This window comes from Pseudarthrobacter sp. H2 (genome assembly GCF_050157045.1).
Classification (GTDB): Bacteria; Actinomycetota; Actinomycetes; order Actinomycetales; family Micrococcaceae; genus Arthrobacter.
This window is the reverse complement of sequence record NZ_CP189594.1, coordinates 1,053,867-1,068,270: the sequence shown is the minus strand read 5'-3', so window position 1 is coordinate 1,068,270 and position 14,404 is coordinate 1,053,867. Positions and strand designations below refer to the sequence as shown.

Annotated in this window: 18 protein-coding genes; 7 read left to right on the top strand and 11 right to left on the bottom strand. The window is 69.6% G+C overall.

Annotated features, from left to right (window positions below; translation table 11 throughout):
• Nucleotides 1-50: 50 nt before the first annotated feature.
• From ACQCSZ_RS05040 to ACQCSZ_RS05030, 3 genes are all read right to left on the bottom strand, one after another.
• Entirely contained in the window at nt 51-1,034 is a 984-nt protein-coding gene (locus tag ACQCSZ_RS05040) for an MIP/aquaporin family protein (protein WP_427006984.1), read from the bottom strand.
• 150 nt (nt 1,035-1,184) lie between these two features.
• Entirely contained in the window at nt 1,185-1,538 is a 354-nt protein-coding gene (locus tag ACQCSZ_RS05035) for a DUF202 domain-containing protein (protein ID WP_427006983.1), read from the bottom strand.
• Nucleotides 1,535-1,891, bottom strand: a complete 357-nt coding sequence (locus ACQCSZ_RS05030) for a YidH family protein (protein ID WP_427006982.1) — start codon at nt 1,889-1,891, stop codon at nt 1,535-1,537. The genes ACQCSZ_RS05035 and ACQCSZ_RS05030 overlap by 4 nt, the downstream gene beginning before the upstream one ends.
• Nucleotides 1,892-1,991: 100 nt before the next feature.
• Here ACQCSZ_RS05030 and ACQCSZ_RS05025 point away from each other — a divergent pair, with 100 nt between their 5' ends.
• Nucleotides 1,992-3,164, top strand: coding sequence for an ADP-ribosylglycohydrolase family protein (locus ACQCSZ_RS05025; RefSeq protein ID WP_427006981.1), 1,173 nt, complete (start codon nt 1,992-1,994; stop codon nt 3,162-3,164).
• Nucleotides 3,165-3,187: 23 nt separating this feature from the next.
• Here ACQCSZ_RS05025 and ACQCSZ_RS05020 read toward each other — a convergent pair whose 3' ends face one another.
• Nucleotides 3,188-3,736: a DUF4395 domain-containing protein gene (locus ACQCSZ_RS05020; protein ID WP_427006980.1), complete on the bottom strand. Its 549-nt coding sequence runs from the start codon at nt 3,734-3,736 to the stop codon at nt 3,188-3,190.
• Nucleotides 3,737-3,829: 93 nt separating this feature from the next.
• Complete coding sequence (locus tag ACQCSZ_RS05015) at nt 3,830-4,846, bottom strand: exonuclease domain-containing protein (protein ID WP_427006979.1); 1,017 nt, start codon at nt 4,844-4,846, stop codon at nt 3,830-3,832.
• Nucleotides 4,847-4,969: 123 nt separating this feature from the next.
• On the opposite strand from ACQCSZ_RS05015, the gene ACQCSZ_RS05010 reads away from it, so the two are divergent.
• Nucleotides 4,970-5,737 carry a VTT domain-containing protein gene (locus ACQCSZ_RS05010; RefSeq protein WP_427006978.1) on the top strand — a complete coding sequence of 256 codons (768 nt, stop codon included), beginning with the start codon at nt 4,970-4,972 and terminating at the stop codon, nt 5,735-5,737.
• A 99-nt stretch (nt 5,738-5,836) separates the two neighbouring features.
• Here ACQCSZ_RS05010 and rdgB read toward each other — a convergent pair whose 3' ends face one another.
• The 6 genes from rdgB to clpS all read right to left on the bottom strand — a co-directional run bounded on the left by rdgB (nt 5,837) and on the right by clpS (nt 10,262).
• Nucleotides 5,837-6,487, bottom strand: a complete 651-nt coding sequence (rdgB, locus tag ACQCSZ_RS05005) for an RdgB/HAM1 family non-canonical purine NTP pyrophosphatase (protein WP_427006977.1) — start codon at nt 6,485-6,487, stop codon at nt 5,837-5,839.
• Entirely contained in the window at nt 6,484-7,242 is a 759-nt protein-coding gene (gene rph / locus ACQCSZ_RS05000; protein WP_427006976.1) for a ribonuclease PH, read from the bottom strand. Before rph ends, rdgB begins: the two co-directional genes overlap by 4 nt.
• A gap of 73 nt (nt 7,243-7,315) precedes the next feature.
• Nucleotides 7,316-8,113 (bottom strand): MBL fold metallo-hydrolase, encoded by a 798-nt coding sequence (locus tag ACQCSZ_RS04995; protein WP_427006975.1) that lies wholly within the window; start codon nt 8,111-8,113, stop codon nt 7,316-7,318.
• Complete coding sequence (gene murI, locus ACQCSZ_RS04990; protein WP_427006974.1) at nt 8,110-9,180, bottom strand: glutamate racemase; 1,071 nt, start codon at nt 9,178-9,180, stop codon at nt 8,110-8,112. Before murI ends, ACQCSZ_RS04995 begins: the two co-directional genes overlap by 4 nt.
• A 154-nt stretch (nt 9,181-9,334) precedes the next feature.
• On the bottom strand, nt 9,335-9,901 hold the full coding sequence (locus tag ACQCSZ_RS04985) for a DUF2017 domain-containing protein (protein WP_427006973.1): 567 nt from the start codon (nt 9,899-9,901) through the stop codon (nt 9,335-9,337).
• Entirely contained in the window at nt 9,894-10,262 is a 369-nt protein-coding gene (gene clpS / locus ACQCSZ_RS04980) for an ATP-dependent Clp protease adapter ClpS (RefSeq protein ID WP_427006972.1), read from the bottom strand. The genes ACQCSZ_RS04985 and clpS overlap by 8 nt, the downstream gene beginning before the upstream one ends.
• A gap of 37 nt (nt 10,263-10,299) precedes the next feature.
• Between clpS and ACQCSZ_RS04975 the strand changes: the two genes are divergently transcribed.
• The 5 genes from ACQCSZ_RS04975 to ACQCSZ_RS04955 all read left to right on the top strand — a co-directional run bounded on the left by ACQCSZ_RS04975 (nt 10,300) and on the right by ACQCSZ_RS04955 (nt 14,385).
• Nucleotides 10,300-11,628: a nicotinate phosphoribosyltransferase gene (locus ACQCSZ_RS04975; RefSeq protein WP_427006971.1), complete on the top strand. Its 1,329-nt coding sequence runs from the start codon at nt 10,300-10,302 to the stop codon at nt 11,626-11,628.
• A complete protein-coding gene (locus ACQCSZ_RS04970; RefSeq protein WP_427006970.1) occupies nt 11,628-12,317 on the top strand; it encodes an isochorismatase family protein in 690 nt (229 codons plus the stop codon). Before ACQCSZ_RS04975 ends, ACQCSZ_RS04970 begins: the two co-directional genes overlap by 1 nt.
• A gap of 126 nt (nt 12,318-12,443) precedes the next feature.
• A complete protein-coding gene (locus ACQCSZ_RS04965) occupies nt 12,444-12,788 on the top strand; it encodes a hypothetical protein (RefSeq protein ID WP_427006969.1) in 345 nt (114 codons plus the stop codon).
• A 128-nt stretch (nt 12,789-12,916) separates the two neighbouring features.
• A complete protein-coding gene (locus ACQCSZ_RS04960) occupies nt 12,917-13,282 on the top strand; it encodes an ArsR/SmtB family transcription factor (protein ID WP_427006968.1) in 366 nt (121 codons plus the stop codon).
• Nucleotides 13,279-14,385 carry a cation diffusion facilitator family transporter gene (locus ACQCSZ_RS04955; protein ID WP_427006967.1) on the top strand — a complete coding sequence of 369 codons (1,107 nt, stop codon included), beginning with the start codon at nt 13,279-13,281 and terminating at the stop codon, nt 14,383-14,385. Before ACQCSZ_RS04960 ends, ACQCSZ_RS04955 begins: the two co-directional genes overlap by 4 nt.
• Nucleotides 14,386-14,404 lie beyond the last annotated feature (19 nt).

The following is a 14,404-nucleotide window of genomic DNA, read 5'->3' as shown; positions in this document are numbered from 1 at the left end:
CAGGCGGCCGGGATAGGCCGTAAGTGACCCCGCGTTGCTTGGAAGGAGTGCTATTCCGCGCGCTTGTCGAAGAAGTCGCGGGCCTCGTCGCCGCCCGCCGTCCCGGACCCAGCCGTCCGGGACCCCGCCGTCCCGGACTCCTGGGCCGGGGCGGGGGATGCCGGAGCCGGCGCAGCGGAAGCATGGGCCCGGGCGGCGTCCGGCTCGGCGTCTTCCTCGCCGTCCGCACGGTCCGGCACAGCTGTAGAAACGGCAGGCTGCGGCTGCGCGGCGCTCTGCCCGAAGCCGCGGAAGAGAAGTCCCGCGAGGACGGCGCCGAGCAGGGGAGCCACCCAGAAGAGCCACAGCTGTCCGAGGGAGCCGGTGTTGCTGAAGATGGCGGAGGCCGTGGCGCGGGCGGGGTTGAAGGGCGCGTTGCCGATCGCCTGGCCGAGCTGCAGCAGCACGGCCGTGGCCAGGCCGACGGCGAACGGAGCCGTTGCCTTCGCGGGGTTGCGTCCCGAGGTGGTGCCCAGGTAGACGGCGACGAGCAGGGCCGCACCGAGGACCTCCACGAGCAGCACCCCGGCCATCGGGACCTGGATGATGGAGTGTTCGCCGAAGCCGGCGGTGACGGTGTCAAAGGCGGCCCGGCTGTCACTGATCGTGGGGACAGTGCGCAGGATGCCGAAGAGCGTGACAGCGCCGAGCAGCGCGCCCACGATCTGGGCGCCGAGGTAGGCTGCCGCTTCCTTCAGCCGGATGCGGCCGGCAACGGCATTTCCCACCGTGACCGCGGGGTTGAAATGGCCGCCGGAGAGGTAGCCGAACGCCAGCATGGACGCCGTCAGCGCCAGGCCGGCGGCGAGGGATGCGGGCAGCGGGTTGGACTGCGGGATGGTGAACAGCGGCACGCCCAGGCCTGCGACCACCACGAACAGTGTCCCGACGGCCTCGGCGGAGAGCCGTGCCACCAGCCCGGGCCGGAGCGCATTCTCGCGGGTGGCGGACGGTTTGGCGCCGCCCGTCTCGGGGGCTGGCACAGGCGTGGTCATGTTCAGTGGATTCCTTTGCTTGGGGTGTGCGGCTGCACGGGTCTTCGGCCGGCGGCGGCTCAGGGGCAGGGCGCGCGGTGAGCCGCCCGCCCGGAAGATTGGTCCGCGAGAAGTCTTCCAGCGAATTCTGGGCGTTCGCTGGATCCGCGCTTAATGGCCCAGGGCCACCGCGGCGACGGCGCTGCCGGCCAGGACGACGACGGCGCCGGCCGCCCAGCGCAGGAGGGCCGCGGCAGGTGCCGCCGTGGAGCGCCGGAGTTCCCTGCCGCGGGCCAGCACGCAGAGGCAGAGGACGACGGTGGCCGCCATGGCGGTCAGCGCGCAGATGCCCAGGTAGTCCGGGCCTCCCGTGCCGGCCGCCGGGGCGGCGGTGCGGGTTCCCGACAGTGCCCAGCTGCGCCAGATCAGCAGGTCCGCCACCACGAGGGCCAGCAGCGTCCGGCGCCAGGCCAGGGAGGTCCGCTCGGGCTGGAGCCCGGGGTCCCCGACCGGTCCTGCGCTCAACGCGCCACCAGGATCAGGACGGCAAAGGTGAAGGCCGCGGCAGCCACGCCGATGGTCATCACGAGCATCAGGCCGGAAAACGGCAGCTCCCGGTTGTTCCGCATGGCCGCCTCCATCTGCCCCCAGCGGCGGTAGGACAGGGCGGCCAGGCCGGCACCCAGGACCGCCAGGATGACGCACAGGCCGATGCGGACCGGACCGGGCGCGATGGACGGTGCCAGCTGGTCAATCGCCAGGGCCCCGGCGACGAGGGCCAGGGAGGTCCTGATCCAGGCCAGGAAGGTGCGTTCGTTGGCAAGCGAGAATCTGTAGTCGGGGGTGCTGCCCGTCTTCCGCCACGCTGGTTCACGCATTCGCTGGTTGTCCTCTGTTCGGCCTGACGGCACCCGATGGGCTCCAACAGCACCCTACCCGGCGCAGGAAGGCAACCGGGGCCGGGGTAAATTTGAAGGCATGAGCACCGAGCCCGGCACCACCCCCGCACCGCGTCCCCTCCCATCGGCGCTGCCCGCACCGGCCCCGTCCCGCGAGTCCCGCATCCACGGCTGCCTGCTCGGCGGGGCCCTGGGGGATTCCCTCGGGTACGCCGTCGAATTCGACGACATCGCCGCGGTCCGCGCCCGGTTCGGCCCCGCGGGGCTGCAGGACTTTGCGGCGCTCGACGGCGGCAGCCACTTCTCCGACGACACCCAGCTGACGCTCTACACCGTCGACGGCCTCGTGGAGGCGCTGGAATGGGCCAACGACGGGGTCGGCGCGGACACCAACGCCTGCCTGTGGCTCGCGTACCTGCGCTGGCTCGGCACCCAGGGCGTGCCCCTCCCGGCGTCGGCCCCGGTGCAGCCTCCGCGCTGGATCGACACCCACGAGGTCCTCAAACACCGCCGGGCTCCCGGCAAGGCGTGCCTGAGCGGCCTCGCCACCGGCGAGATGGGCACGGTGTACCGGCCTGTCAATCCCGATTCCAAGGGGTGCGGCACGGTGATGCGCTCGGCACCGTTCGGCCTGATCCCCCACATCGCGCCCGGATCCGTCTACAAACTGAGCTCGGACGCGGCATCCCTCACCCACGGCCATCCCGCGGCCCGGCAGGGTTCGGGCGCCCTGAGCCTGATGATCCACTTCCTGGCGGCCGGCCACGGCCTGCTAGAAGCCGCCGGCTACGCCCTGGCCCACCTGCGCGAGGCGGACCTGGGCAGGAACGAATCCCCGGATCCCGTCCTGATCGAACGGCTGGAGGCGGCCTTGCGGCTGGCCCCGCAGCCCGGACAGCCCGCCGCCGGCGCACTGCTCAGCCCGGAGGATCTGGTCCGGGAGCTCGGCGAAGGGTGGGTTGCCGAGGAGGCACTCGCCGTCGCCCTTTATGCGGTGCTGGCCACCGCCCCGGAGACGACGGCGGCCGCCCCCGGTCATGGGGAGGACCATCCGCAGGCCCACTTCCGGGCGGCGATCGCCGTTGCCGTGAACCACAGCGGGGACAGCGATTCCACCGCGTCGATTGCGGGGAACCTCCTGGGCACGTACTACGGCGAGGAATGCCTGCCGGCCGCGTGGCTGGAGGCGCTTGAAGCTCCGGACGTCATCCGCGGCATGGCGTCCCGGCTGGCGGTTCTTACCGGCGCCTGAGCGCGCAGGGCCGGACCCACGCGTCAGGCGCGACGCAGCGGGATTTTGTTGCAGGCCTCGCAGATGTCCTCGGGGATAAAGCCGCGGCGCTGCAGGAAGCCGAAGATGGCGCAGCCGAGGCAGAAGCCGGCGAACGATTCCAGCGAGGCGGCAACAATCAGGACCGCGAGCAGGACCCATGCGGCCGGTGCCAGACCCACCGCGAACAGGATCGTGGCGGCGGTGGACATGGCCGCGCCGAGACCCTGCGCGAAGCGCTTCGGCGGCCCCGCGACCAGGCGGGTCTTGCCGAGGACGGGCGTGAGGACCTTGACTGAGAGGATCCCGAAGGGCGAAATCCGGGGTCCGAAGAGCAGGCGCAGCCAGAATCCGACGGCAATGACGCCAAGCCCCCAGCCGAAGCCGGTCAGCAGCCCGGTGACCAGGGTCACGAGGGACAGCGCCACCACAAGTCCGGCGGTGATGCGGGCGGAATACTCGTTCACCGGATTCGGGAACGCAAAGACCTTCCGCCAGTCGATGCCGCCCTGGGATACAGGGGCGGGCGTCCGGGCACCGGTCAGTCTGCTCATGGTGCAAGGCTAGGAGCGGGAGTCCCCCGCGGAAAGGTTTGTTGCGCCGTGTGACCGCGGACGGCCGCCAGGGCGGTGGTCCCGCAGGGCGGCTCAGGCCAGGGCGGCGGAGGCCAGGTGGCCTCCGAGCATCTGCAGGAATTCGCCTTCGGAGAGGACCTCAATCCGGCGCCCGCGCTCGTGCAGCTCCAGGACGCGGCGCGCCTTGCCGGTCAGCCTGCCGGAGCGCAAATCGGCGGCCACGAACCCGTCCCCCACCACCAGCACCGTGGTGCGGGCCGTGACCCGGCTTTCGGGCCTGGCGCCGAGCTCGGCGGAGCGGATCTTCGCCTCGGGCCGCGGAATCGCCAGCTCACCGGTGAACACGACCGTCTGCCCGTACAGGGGGTGGTCCGGAGCGGCCGCAGCGTTGGGCGCCGGGTTGGCGCCCTCGTCCGGCCAGCCGGGCTGGAACGCGCGGCCCGCGGGAGCAGCGACGCCGGCGGCAATTGCATCGAGGGCGGACCGTGAGGGCTTGGAGAGCGGGTCGCGCAGCGGATCGAAGGCCGGCTGGCGGGACACCGCGAGCCCCAGGGACAGGAACAGTTCGGCGATACTGCCGGCGCCGTTCCGGGCGGCGATGTCGATCAGGATTCCGGCGCACGCCCTCGCGTCCTCGGCCGCATCGTGGTGGTTGAGCAGCGGGACGCCCGCTTCCTCGGCAGCGTACGGCAGGGAATTGGAGACGAGCGAGTAGCAGCGCCGGGACAGCATCACGGTGCAGACGTAGTCATAGGCGGGGCCGGGCAGGCCGGAGACTTCCAGGCCCGAGCGGATCACGCCGAGGTCGAAGGCGGCATTGTGGGCGGCCAGCACGTCGCCGCCGATGAAGGCCCCGATCTCCGGGAACAGCTCACCGAAGCGCGGCAGCCCGGCCACCTGCTCCGGCCGGATGCCATGGATCCGCACATTGTGGTGGTCGAAGCGGTCGTGGTTTTCCGGCGGCCGCATGAGCCAGGACGCCTCCTCGACCACGACGCCGCCGCGGACCTTGCTCAGGCCAACAGCGCACGGTGAACCGCGGAAGCCGTTCGCGGTCTCAAAGTCGATCGCCGTAAAGTCCAAACCCACGGGTCAACATTACCGCCGGATCGCAGCACGCCCGCACACCGGCCCGCTTTCCCGATGGGCCCGCCGCGGCCGCGGTGCCCGACGTCGGCCGTCAAGTACCCTTAACGAGTGAACCTAATAGCGATGAGCGACTTTGCCGTGTCCACAATCGGGGGCGCCGGCCCGGTGCAGCCGCACCTGGCCTCCTTCCTGCCCGACTGGCTCAACCCCCAGGTCTTCCTGGCCGACCCGGCCCTTGCACCCTGGGTCGTGCTGCTGGTCTGCGGCATCATCTTCGCCGAAACGGGCCTGCTTGTCGGCTTCTTCCTGCCCGGTGACTCCATGCTGTTCACGGCCGGACTGCTGGTCGCCACGGACACCATCAAGTTCAACATCTGGGCCTTCGCTGCGCTGATCATCGTTGCCGCGATTGTCGGCAACCAGGCCGGGTACCTGATCGGGTCCAAGGCCGGCCCGGCGATTTTCAACAAGCCGGATTCCAGGCTCTTCAAGCGCGAGAACGTCGAAAGTGCCCACGCCTTCTTCGAGAAGCACGGCGGCAAGGCCCTGATCCTGGCCCGCTTCGTCCCCATCATCCGGACCTTTGTCCCCGTGATCGTGGGGGTCGCCCAGATGGACAAGCGCAAGTTCTTCCTGTTCAACGTCATCGGCGCCGTGCTGTGGGGCGGCGGCGTCACCCTGCTCGGCTATCTGCTGGGCGACAAGGTGCCGTGGGTCCGCGAGAACCTGGACATCATCTTCATCGTGATCGTGCTGCTTTCGGTCATCCCGATCGGCATCGAGGTCATCCGCGGCTTTATCGCCAAGCGCCAGGCCGAGAAGCACGGCACGGACGCCGTCGACGAGTTCATCGAGGAGCACGAGCCCGAAGAAGAGCGCAAGACGCCGTAAGGCACCACGGCGTCAGCCGGTATTCAGCGGGTATTGGACAAAGGGAAGGCGCCCCACTTGGTGGGGCGCCTTCCTCGTTTAACGAACCGGATGCCGGGACTATCTCCCCGCCAGGGCCTCCACGATGGCCGGCAGCAGTGCCCGGAAAGCCTGGCCACGGTGGCTGATGGCGTTCTTCTCCTCGGAGCTCAGTTCCGCGCAGCTGCGGTCCAGGCCGCTCGGCTGGAGCACGGGGTCATAGCCGAACCCTCCCCCGCCGCGCGGTTCGCGCAGGAGCGTGCCCTCGAGCTGCCCGTATTCGACGACTTCCCGCCCCTCCCCGCCGGACGGGCCGGGCACGGCCAGCGCGGCGGCGCAGACGAACGCGGCGCCGCGGTACGCGTCCGGCACGTCGGCGAGCTGGGCCAGCAGCAGCTGCAGGTTCGCGGCGTCGTCGCCGTGCCTGCCTGCCCAGCGCGCCGAAAAGATGCCGGGCGCGCCGCCCAGCACATCCACGGCGAGCCCGGAGTCGTCGGCGATCGCCACGAGCCCGGTCGCCTGCGCGACGGCCCGCGCCTTCAGGAGCGAGTTCTCGGCGAACGTCACGCCGGTCTCGGCGACGTCGGGGGCGCCGACGGCGGACGCGTCCACCACCTGCGTGTCGACGTCGAGCCCGGGCACCTGTCCGCGCAGCAGTTCGCGGAGTTCGCGGAGCTTGCCCTGGTTGTGGGTGGCCAGGACCAGCACCGGCGCAGGACCGCTTCCTGTCACGGCGCCTCCGCCAGGGTCTCGCGCTGGATGGCGGCGAGCTGCTCCGTGCCCAGCAGGGCCAGGTCCAGCAGCTTGTTCAGCTCGTCGCGGTCGAACGGGGCGCCCTCGGCGGTGCCCTGGACCTCGACGAACTTTCCGGAGCCTGTCACGACGACGTTCATGTCGGTTTCCGCACGGACGTCCTCGACGTACGGCAGGTCCAGCATCGGGACGCCGTCGATGATGCCGACGGACACGGCGGCGATGGTGTCGATCAGGGGCTGGGCGTTGCGGGCAAGCATCTTGTTCTCACGGGCGAAGCGGATGGCCTCGGCCAGCGCCACGTAGGCGCCGGTGATGGCAGCGGTGCGGGTTCCGCCGTCGGCCTGCAGGACGTCACAGTCCAGCACGATCGTGATCTCGCCCAGGGCCTTGGTGTCGATGATGGAGCGCAGCGAACGGCCGATCAGCCGGGAAATCTCGTGGGTCCGGCCGCCGATCCTGCCCTTGACGGACTCGCGGTCCGAACGGGTGTTGGTGGCACGGGGCAGCATGGCGTATTCGGCCGTCACCCAGCCGCGGCCCTCGCCCTTGAGCCAGCGCGGGACGCCCGCAGTCAGGGAAGCCGTGCACAGCACCCGGGTGTTGCCGAATTCGATCAGGGCCGAGCCTTCGGCCTGGTTGGACCAGCCGCGGGTGATGCTGATCGGCCGGAGCTGGTCCGGGGTGCGGCCATCGGCGCGGATGACGGGGGCAGTGAGTGCTTCGGAAGTCATGCCTTTAGCTTATCGACTTGGCGCGGTGCCCCGGCGCGCGCCTGCTGTGCGGGGCAGGGCTTGGTCCGGCGGTTCAGACGGTGTAGTGCACGCCGGCCACGGCGACGGCGACGTCCCGGCTGAAGACGTCCTTGGCCTCGGCCATGACCGTCGTCGGAGAGGTCCACACCGGGATATGCGTCAGCAGCAGCCGCCGGGCGCCGGCGGCCTCGGCGGCTTCCCCGGCCCGTTTGCCGGTCAGGTGGACGTCCTTGATGCCGTCGTCGCGGCCCTCCTCGAAGGCCGCCTCGCAGAGGAAAAGATCGGCGTCCCGGGCGGCGTCCTCGAGGCCGCCGCAGGAGTCCGTGTCCCCCGAATAGCTCAGGACGCGGGTCACGGGCGTGCCGTCCTTGGCCGGTTCGGTGACCTCGACGCGGAGCGCGTAGGCCTCCTCCACCGGATGGTTCACCGCGTACGGCGTCACGGTGAACGGGCCCAGGGCCACGGGGGCGCGCTCGGCCCAGTTGGTGAAGTCGAACTCCTCGTGCATGCCCGGGTCGAGTTCCAGGCCGTACGCGGTGGCCATCCGGTCAGCCGTCGCGGCCGGTCCCCACACGGGGATCCGGCCCCTGCCCCAGCCGCCCGGCTTCCAGCGCACCGCGACGTGGAGTCCGCACAGGTCCATGCAGTGGTCCGGATGCAGATGGGTCAGGAAGATCGCATCGATGTCCTCCAGGTCCGTGTACCGCTGGATGGCGCCGAGCGCGCCGCTGCCCAGGTCCAGGACGATTTTCCAGTCCCGTTCGCCGTCGTTGGCGGTCAGCAGGTAGCACGACGCCGGCGAGCCGGGTCCCGGAAAGGATCCGGTACAGCCAACGATGGTCAGCTTCACGGGCCGGTCCTCCCCCGCAGGGAGGAAGCGCGGGAGGGGAGGGAGGAACCGCCGGAGGAAGGCGCCACGAAGTTGGAGATCCGCGGGCGTCCCGTGCCGGCCTGCGCGGCGGCGATCATCTCCGGGGTGATCCTGGCCAGGCTGCCCGTGGGGTACTGGGCCGCCACGTGGTCCACGTGGCGCACGCTGAGGACCTCCGGGCCCAGAAAGCGGCGGGCAAGGGCCTCGAACTGCGCGGCGTCCCCGGTGGCGATGAAGCTGTGCTCCGGCGCCGCGGCGTCCATCCGTTCCAGGCCACGGGAAGCCAGGGCACGGTAGACGTCCTTGGCTGTCTCCTCGGCGCTGGAAACGAGGGTGACCTCCTCCCCCAGGACGAAAGAGATCACGCCGGTCAGCAGCGGGTAGTGGGTGCAGCCCAGCACCACGGTATCCACGCCGGCCGCCTTGAGCGGCCCGAGGTATTCGCGGGCGACGGCGAGCAGCTCCGGACCGGTGGTGATCCCTGCCTCGACATAGGGCACGAAGGCCGGGCACGCCACGGAGGTGATCACCAGGTCCGGGGCAGCCGCGAAGGTGTCCTCGTAGGCCCGGGAGCCGATCGTGGCCGAGGTGCCGATGACGCCGACGCGGCCGCTGCGGGTGGCCGCGACGGCACGCCGGACCGCCGGCTGGATCACTTCGATCACGGGAATCCCGTACCGGGCCGTGTACCGTTCCCGGGCGTCGCGCAGCACGGCGGCGGAGGCGGAGTTGCAGGCGATGGTCAGCAGCTTCACGCCGGAATCCACCAGCTCGTCCATCACGCCGAGGGCGTTGGCGCGGACTTCGGCGATGGGCAGGGGCCCGTAGGGGCCGTGGGCCGTGTCGCCCACGTACAGGATGGACTCGTTGGGCAGCTGGTCGATGATGGACCGTGCCACGGTGAGGCCGCCGACGCCTGAATCGAAGACCCCGATGGGCCGCGATCCCATCGGCGTCGTCGATTCCGGGTGGCGGACTGCGGTGCTGCTCGCTGGGGAGTCCGCAACAGCTCCCGCTGCCGGATCCATGCTCGATGCTGAAGTCATGATTATTCGAGGATAGGGCTTAGCCCGGGGTGCGGCCATCACATTGTGGCGTCCGACTCATGTCTAATTTGTCACACGCCTGCCCCGGGCCCGGCCCATCGGACCGGTGTCCGGCCGGCAGTCGGCCGGCGGCCGGCGGCCGGCTGGCGCGTGCTCAGCGGCGCGGTTCGAGCGAGTGCAGCATCGCCTGGACCAGGGATTCCTGCAGCCAGGTGGTGAAGTTGTAGACCAGGGCCAGGTAGCTCTCCACGTCCTCGGCCTGGGACCAGTCCTGCATCAGGTGGACATGCCCGGCGTCCGCGTCGTCGCGGATGTCGAGGCGCTCGGCCAGCACCAGCCGGACATCGTTCAGGGCGGTGGACCAGTGCCGGGCATCGGCCGGTGTCAGCACCAGCTCGTCCTTGTCCAGGCCCAGCGCGGCGGCCTTCAGCGCGCCGACCTTGCTCTCCCGCAGCGAGCGCTCGGTGAGCCGGCGGAACTCCAGGGAGGCCTCGGCGTCGTTCTTCATCACGTTCGGCAGGAGCCGGCGCAGGGCGCGGTCCGTGGGTTCGCGGGCCTGCATGTCGAGCCCGACCAGCGCGGCCAGGGGGTCCTCGTCGACCCGCATATCCGGCTCCAGCATGGAGATGACGTCATCGAAAAGGCTGCGCAGCAGTTCCCGCTCGGCCGGCTCCAGCTGCCCGGTGATGCCCTTGCGTCCGTACTTGAATGCCTTAGCCACGTTTCCCTTTGCCCTTGCCCGATCCTGTGCTGCCGTCCCCGCCGGTGGCTTTTTCCACCGTGGCCCAGAGGCCGTAGCCGTGCATGGCCACGGCGTGCTGCTCCACCTGTTCCTTGCCGCCGTGCGCCACGATGGAGCGGCCCTTCTTGTGGACCTCCAGCATGAGCTTGTTGGCCTTGGCCTCCGAATAGCCGAAATAGCTGCGGAACACGTAGCTGACATAGCTCATCAGGTTCACCGGATCGTTCCAGATCACGAGGTTCCACGGGATGTCCGGGGCGGTCAAGACGTCCGTGGACGACGCTGTTCCGGTCTGGGTGCCGGCCCGGGTGTCGGGGCCGAGCGCAACGCTGAGGCTCATCTGTCCATTCTATGGGGATGCGCACTAGAGTGAATTTGTGAGTACCTCAGCTGGGTGGGACCGCCCCCGCACGTCCCTGTACACCGATCACTACGAACTGACCATGCTGCAGGGGGCGCTGCGGTCCGGCGCCGCCCACCGCAAATCGGTGTTCGAGGCCTTCGCCCGGCGCCTGCCGGACGGCCGCCGCTACGGGATCGTGGGCGGCACCGGCCGCCTGCTGGAAGGGATCGCGGACTTCCGCTTCGGCGGCCAGGAGCTGGATTTCCTGCGCCGGACGCACGTGGTGAACGAGGAGACGCTGGAATACCTTGCCGGTTACAGCTTCTCCGGCGACATCTGGGGCTACCCGGAGGGCGAGGCCTATTTCCCCAACTCCCCGGTCCTGATCGTGGAATCCACCTTTGCCGAGGCCTGCATCCTCGAGACCTACGTCCTTTCCGTGCTCAACCATGACAGCGCGATCGCCTCGGCGGCCTCCCGCATGATCACCGCGGCCGGCGGCCGCCCGTGCATCGAGATGGGATCGCGCCGCACGCACGAGGAATCGGCTTCCGCCGCTGCCCGCGCCGCCGTCATCGCCGGCTTCGACAGCACCTCCAACCTCGAGGCCGGGCTGCGCTTCGGGCTGAAAACCGTCGGCACGGCCGCCCACTCCTTCACCCTGCTCCACGACTCCGAACGCGAGGCGTTCGAGGCCCAGATCGCCGCGTTCGGCCCGGAAACGGCGCTGCTGGTGGACACGTACGACGTCGAGGCGGCCGTCCGCACCGCCGTCGAACTCGCCGGGGACAGACTCGGCGCCGTCCGGCTGGATTCCGGGGACCTCGTCGCCCAGGCGCAGTGGGTCCGCCGGCTGCTGGACGAGCTCGGAAACGAGCGCACCAGGATCGTGGTGACCTCCGACCTGGACGAATTCGCCATCGCCGCCCTGCAGGCCGCGCCGGTGGACTCCTACGGTGTCGGCACTTCCCTCGTCACCGGGTCCGGGGCGCCGACGGCGAGCATGGTCTACAAGCTCGTCAGCCGCACCGATGACGCCGGCGCGTTCGTCGCGGTGGCCAAGACCTCCAAGAACAAGACCGGCAAGGGCGGCCGCAAGTATGCGCTGCGCAAACTCAACGAACGCGGCACCGCAACCCAGGAGATCGTCGGGATCGGCCACCGTCCGGAGGACGACGGCAACGACCGTCCGCTGCTGCAGCAGTTCATCAAGAACGGCGAACTGCTGCCGGGCTGGACCGGCCCCGAGGGCGTGCTGCGCGCCCGCCAGCGCCATGCGGAGACCATGAAGGAGCTTCCTGCCGTGGTCAACCGGCTGCAGCGCGGCGAGGCAGCCATCCCCACCAGCTATGAGGAGAACTGATGTCCCGGGCCCTGATCATTGTTGACGTCCAGAACGATTTCTGCGAAGGCGGGGCGCTGCCCGTCGCCGGCGGGGCGGACCTGGCCGGAGCCATCAGCGAGTACGTCGACGCCCACCACGGCCAGTTCGACCACGTCGTGGCCACGCAGGACTGGCACATCGAGCCGGGCGCGCATTTCTCCGCGGAACCGGACTTTGCGGGCAGCTGGCCGCCGCACTGCGTGGCCGGCACGCGCGGCGCCGAGCTGCACCCGGACCTCGATCCGGAGTTCATCCAGGCCTACTTCCGCAAGGGCCAGTTCACCGCGGCCTACTCGGGGTTCGAGGGGGTCCTGGCCCCGGACGAGGCCGTCCCCACCGGGGACCGCAAGCTGGGGGCCATCCCGGCGGGCGGCGGTGGGGCTGGCAGTGCCGGCGTGGACAGCGACTTCGCAGGCAGTGATTTCGCCGCCGGTGATTTCGCCGCCAGCGAGGATGCGATCGGACTCGACGACTGGCTGCAGAGCCACGACGTCGAAGACGTGGTGGTCGTGGGCATCGCCACCGACCACTGCGTGAAGGCAACGGCACTGGATGCGGTCCAGGCCGGCTACTCGGTGACCGTGCTCCGCGGACTGACCGTGGGGATCGCCGAGGACCTCGACGACGCCGTCGCCGAGATGGAGTTCGGCGGCGTCGATATCGCCTGAGGCGCCTCCGGCCCCCTTGGCCGGGGATTCTGGCGACGCCTCACCGGAAACCGGAAAACAGGATCCTCACAGTAGACTCAAAATTCGTGCCATGACCGTCTGACCGCAAAACCCCCGGAGTACATTATGAAGAAGACCCTCACCCTCCTGATCGCCGCCGCGGCCCTGCTCGGCGCCGCCGGCTGCTCGGCCCCGACGATGAGCAACGCGGAAACCTGCGCCCGGATCCAGACCGTCGGCTCAGGCCCGACGTCCACCTCGGATAAGGCAGGGATGATCCGTCTCGCGAACCGGCTCCGGCCCATCAAAGCGACGGCCTCCGATGAGCTGCGGGCCCCGCTGCAGTCCTTCATCGACTACCTCGACGAATCCGCGAAGGGCGCCCCTGACGCCGGGAAGCTCCAGGACATGCAGCCCAAGTACACCGCCGCGGGCCAGACCCTCAGCACTGTCTGCGCCGCCGGGCAGTAGCGGGCGGACAGCGGCGCTTTACGGAAGTCCAAGGGACCGGGCCACCCCGGTCCCTTTTTCCTGCCCTGTTGTGGCCCGCCTCCCCGTTGCGGAACCATCAGGCCACCGTAATGTGAAAGAATCTATGCATGGATGCAGATAAGGCGATATGCGGGCGCGAGCCTGACAGCCAGTACGTGGAACTAGCGGTCGAGGTGTTTGCCATGCTCGCGGACGCCACACGGGTACGCATCATTCTTGCCCTCCGCGACGGTGAGCTGCCCGTCAACCGCCTGGCCGAACTCGTCGACAAGTCCCCTGCCTCCGTCTCCCAGCATCTGGCAAAGATGCGCCTGGGCCGCATCGTGACGACGCGGCAGGAGGGCACCCGGGTTTACTACCGCCTGGAGAACGAACACGCACGACAGCTCGTCTCTGACGCCATTTTCCAGGCCGAACACACCCTGGGCGGGACTCCCCGCCACCACCACCCGCAAGGCGCTGAGGACAAATGAGCACCCAACACGACCATCGCGAGCACGCCACGGACCACGGGCACGACCACCACGAGCATGCCGGCGATCACGGGCACGACCACCACGAGCATGGGTCCGGGCATTCCCACGAGCATGCCACGGGAATCAAGGGGTTTTTGTACGGACTGTTCGTCCCGCACACCCATGACGCCGCGGATGCCATCGATGACGCGCTCGAGGCCAGCTCCCAGGGCATCCGTGCGGTGAAAAACAGCCTCTTCATCCTGCTCGGCACCACCATCGTCCAGTTCCTCGTCGTACTGACCAGCGGCTCCGTGGCGCTTTTGGCAGACACCATCCACAATTTCTCCGACGCCCTCACGGCGGTACCGTTGTGGATCGCGTTCGTCCTTGCCCGCAGACCCGCGACCCGCCGTTACACCTACGGTTTCGGCCGGGCCGAAGACCTGGCCGGGCTCTTCATCGTCGTGGTCGTGGCACTCTCAGCCGTCATTGCCGGGTGGCAGTCCATCGACCGGCTGGTCCACCCGCAGCCCCTTCACAATCTGGGGTGGGTCGCAGCCGCCGGCCTGGCCGGCTTTGCAGGCAATGAGGCCGTGGCGATCTACCGCATCCGTATCGGCCGGAAGATCGGCTCCGCCGCCCTCGTCGCGGACGGGGTGCACGCCCGGATGGACGGATTCACCTCCCTGGCCGTGGTTCTCGGAGTGATCGGCGTCTGGCTCGGCTTCCCGCTGGCAGACCCGATTATCGGGCTGCTGATTGCCGCCGCCATCATCATTTTGCTGTGGGGAACGGTCCGCAGCATCGGCCGGCGGCTGCTGGACGGCATCGAACCTGACCTGCTGGACCGCGCCCGGTCGGCTCTGGCAGGCACGCCGGGGGTTCTCGCGGTGCCGGCGCTGCAGTTGCGCTGGGTCGGCCACCGTCTCCAGGGCAATGCCAGCATCCTGGTCGCTGACACGTCGCTCTCGGCGGCGGAGAACATCACCAAGGACGCAGAGCAGCGCCTCGGCCGGACCTTGCGCAATTTGGACAACATGGTCATCCGCGCCGCCGCCTCCCCCTCGCACGAGGAAGCGGCCAGCCCGGACGGGTCACTGCACCACCAGCATGGTTAATCGGGAACGCCCGATGGAG

What these genes read in the sequence shown, in the direction of transcription:
- ACQCSZ_RS05040 (WP_427006984.1), bottom strand. Translation starts at nt 1,034, where the DNA reads ATGACCACGCCTGTGCCAGCCCCCGAGACGGGCGGCGCCAAACCGTCC.
- ACQCSZ_RS05030 (WP_427006982.1), bottom strand. Translation starts at nt 1,891, where the DNA reads ATGCGTGAACCAGCGTGGCGGAAGACGGGCAGCACCCCCGACTACAGA.
- ACQCSZ_RS05025 (WP_427006981.1), top strand. Translation starts at nt 1,992, where the DNA reads ATGAGCACCGAGCCCGGCACCACCCCCGCACCGCGTCCCCTCCCATCG.
- ACQCSZ_RS05020 (WP_427006980.1), bottom strand. Translation starts at nt 3,736, where the DNA reads ATGAGCAGACTGACCGGTGCCCGGACGCCCGCCCCTGTATCCCAGGGC.
- ACQCSZ_RS05010 (WP_427006978.1), top strand. Translation starts at nt 4,970, where the DNA reads ATGAGCGACTTTGCCGTGTCCACAATCGGGGGCGCCGGCCCGGTGCAG.
- rph (WP_427006976.1), bottom strand. Translation starts at nt 7,242, where the DNA reads ATGACTTCCGAAGCACTCACTGCCCCCGTCATCCGCGCCGATGGCCGC.
- murI (WP_427006974.1), bottom strand. Translation starts at nt 9,180, where the DNA reads ATGACTTCAGCATCGAGCATGGATCCGGCAGCGGGAGCTGTTGCGGAC.
- clpS (WP_427006972.1), bottom strand. Translation starts at nt 10,262, where the DNA reads ATGAGCCTCAGCGTTGCGCTCGGCCCCGACACCCGGGCCGGCACCCAG.
- ACQCSZ_RS04970 (WP_427006970.1), top strand. Translation starts at nt 11,628, where the DNA reads ATGTCCCGGGCCCTGATCATTGTTGACGTCCAGAACGATTTCTGCGAA.
- ACQCSZ_RS04965 (WP_427006969.1), top strand. Translation starts at nt 12,444, where the DNA reads ATGAAGAAGACCCTCACCCTCCTGATCGCCGCCGCGGCCCTGCTCGGC.
- ACQCSZ_RS04960 (WP_427006968.1), top strand. Translation starts at nt 12,917, where the DNA reads ATGGATGCAGATAAGGCGATATGCGGGCGCGAGCCTGACAGCCAGTAC.
- ACQCSZ_RS04955 (WP_427006967.1), top strand. Translation starts at nt 13,279, where the DNA reads ATGAGCACCCAACACGACCATCGCGAGCACGCCACGGACCACGGGCAC.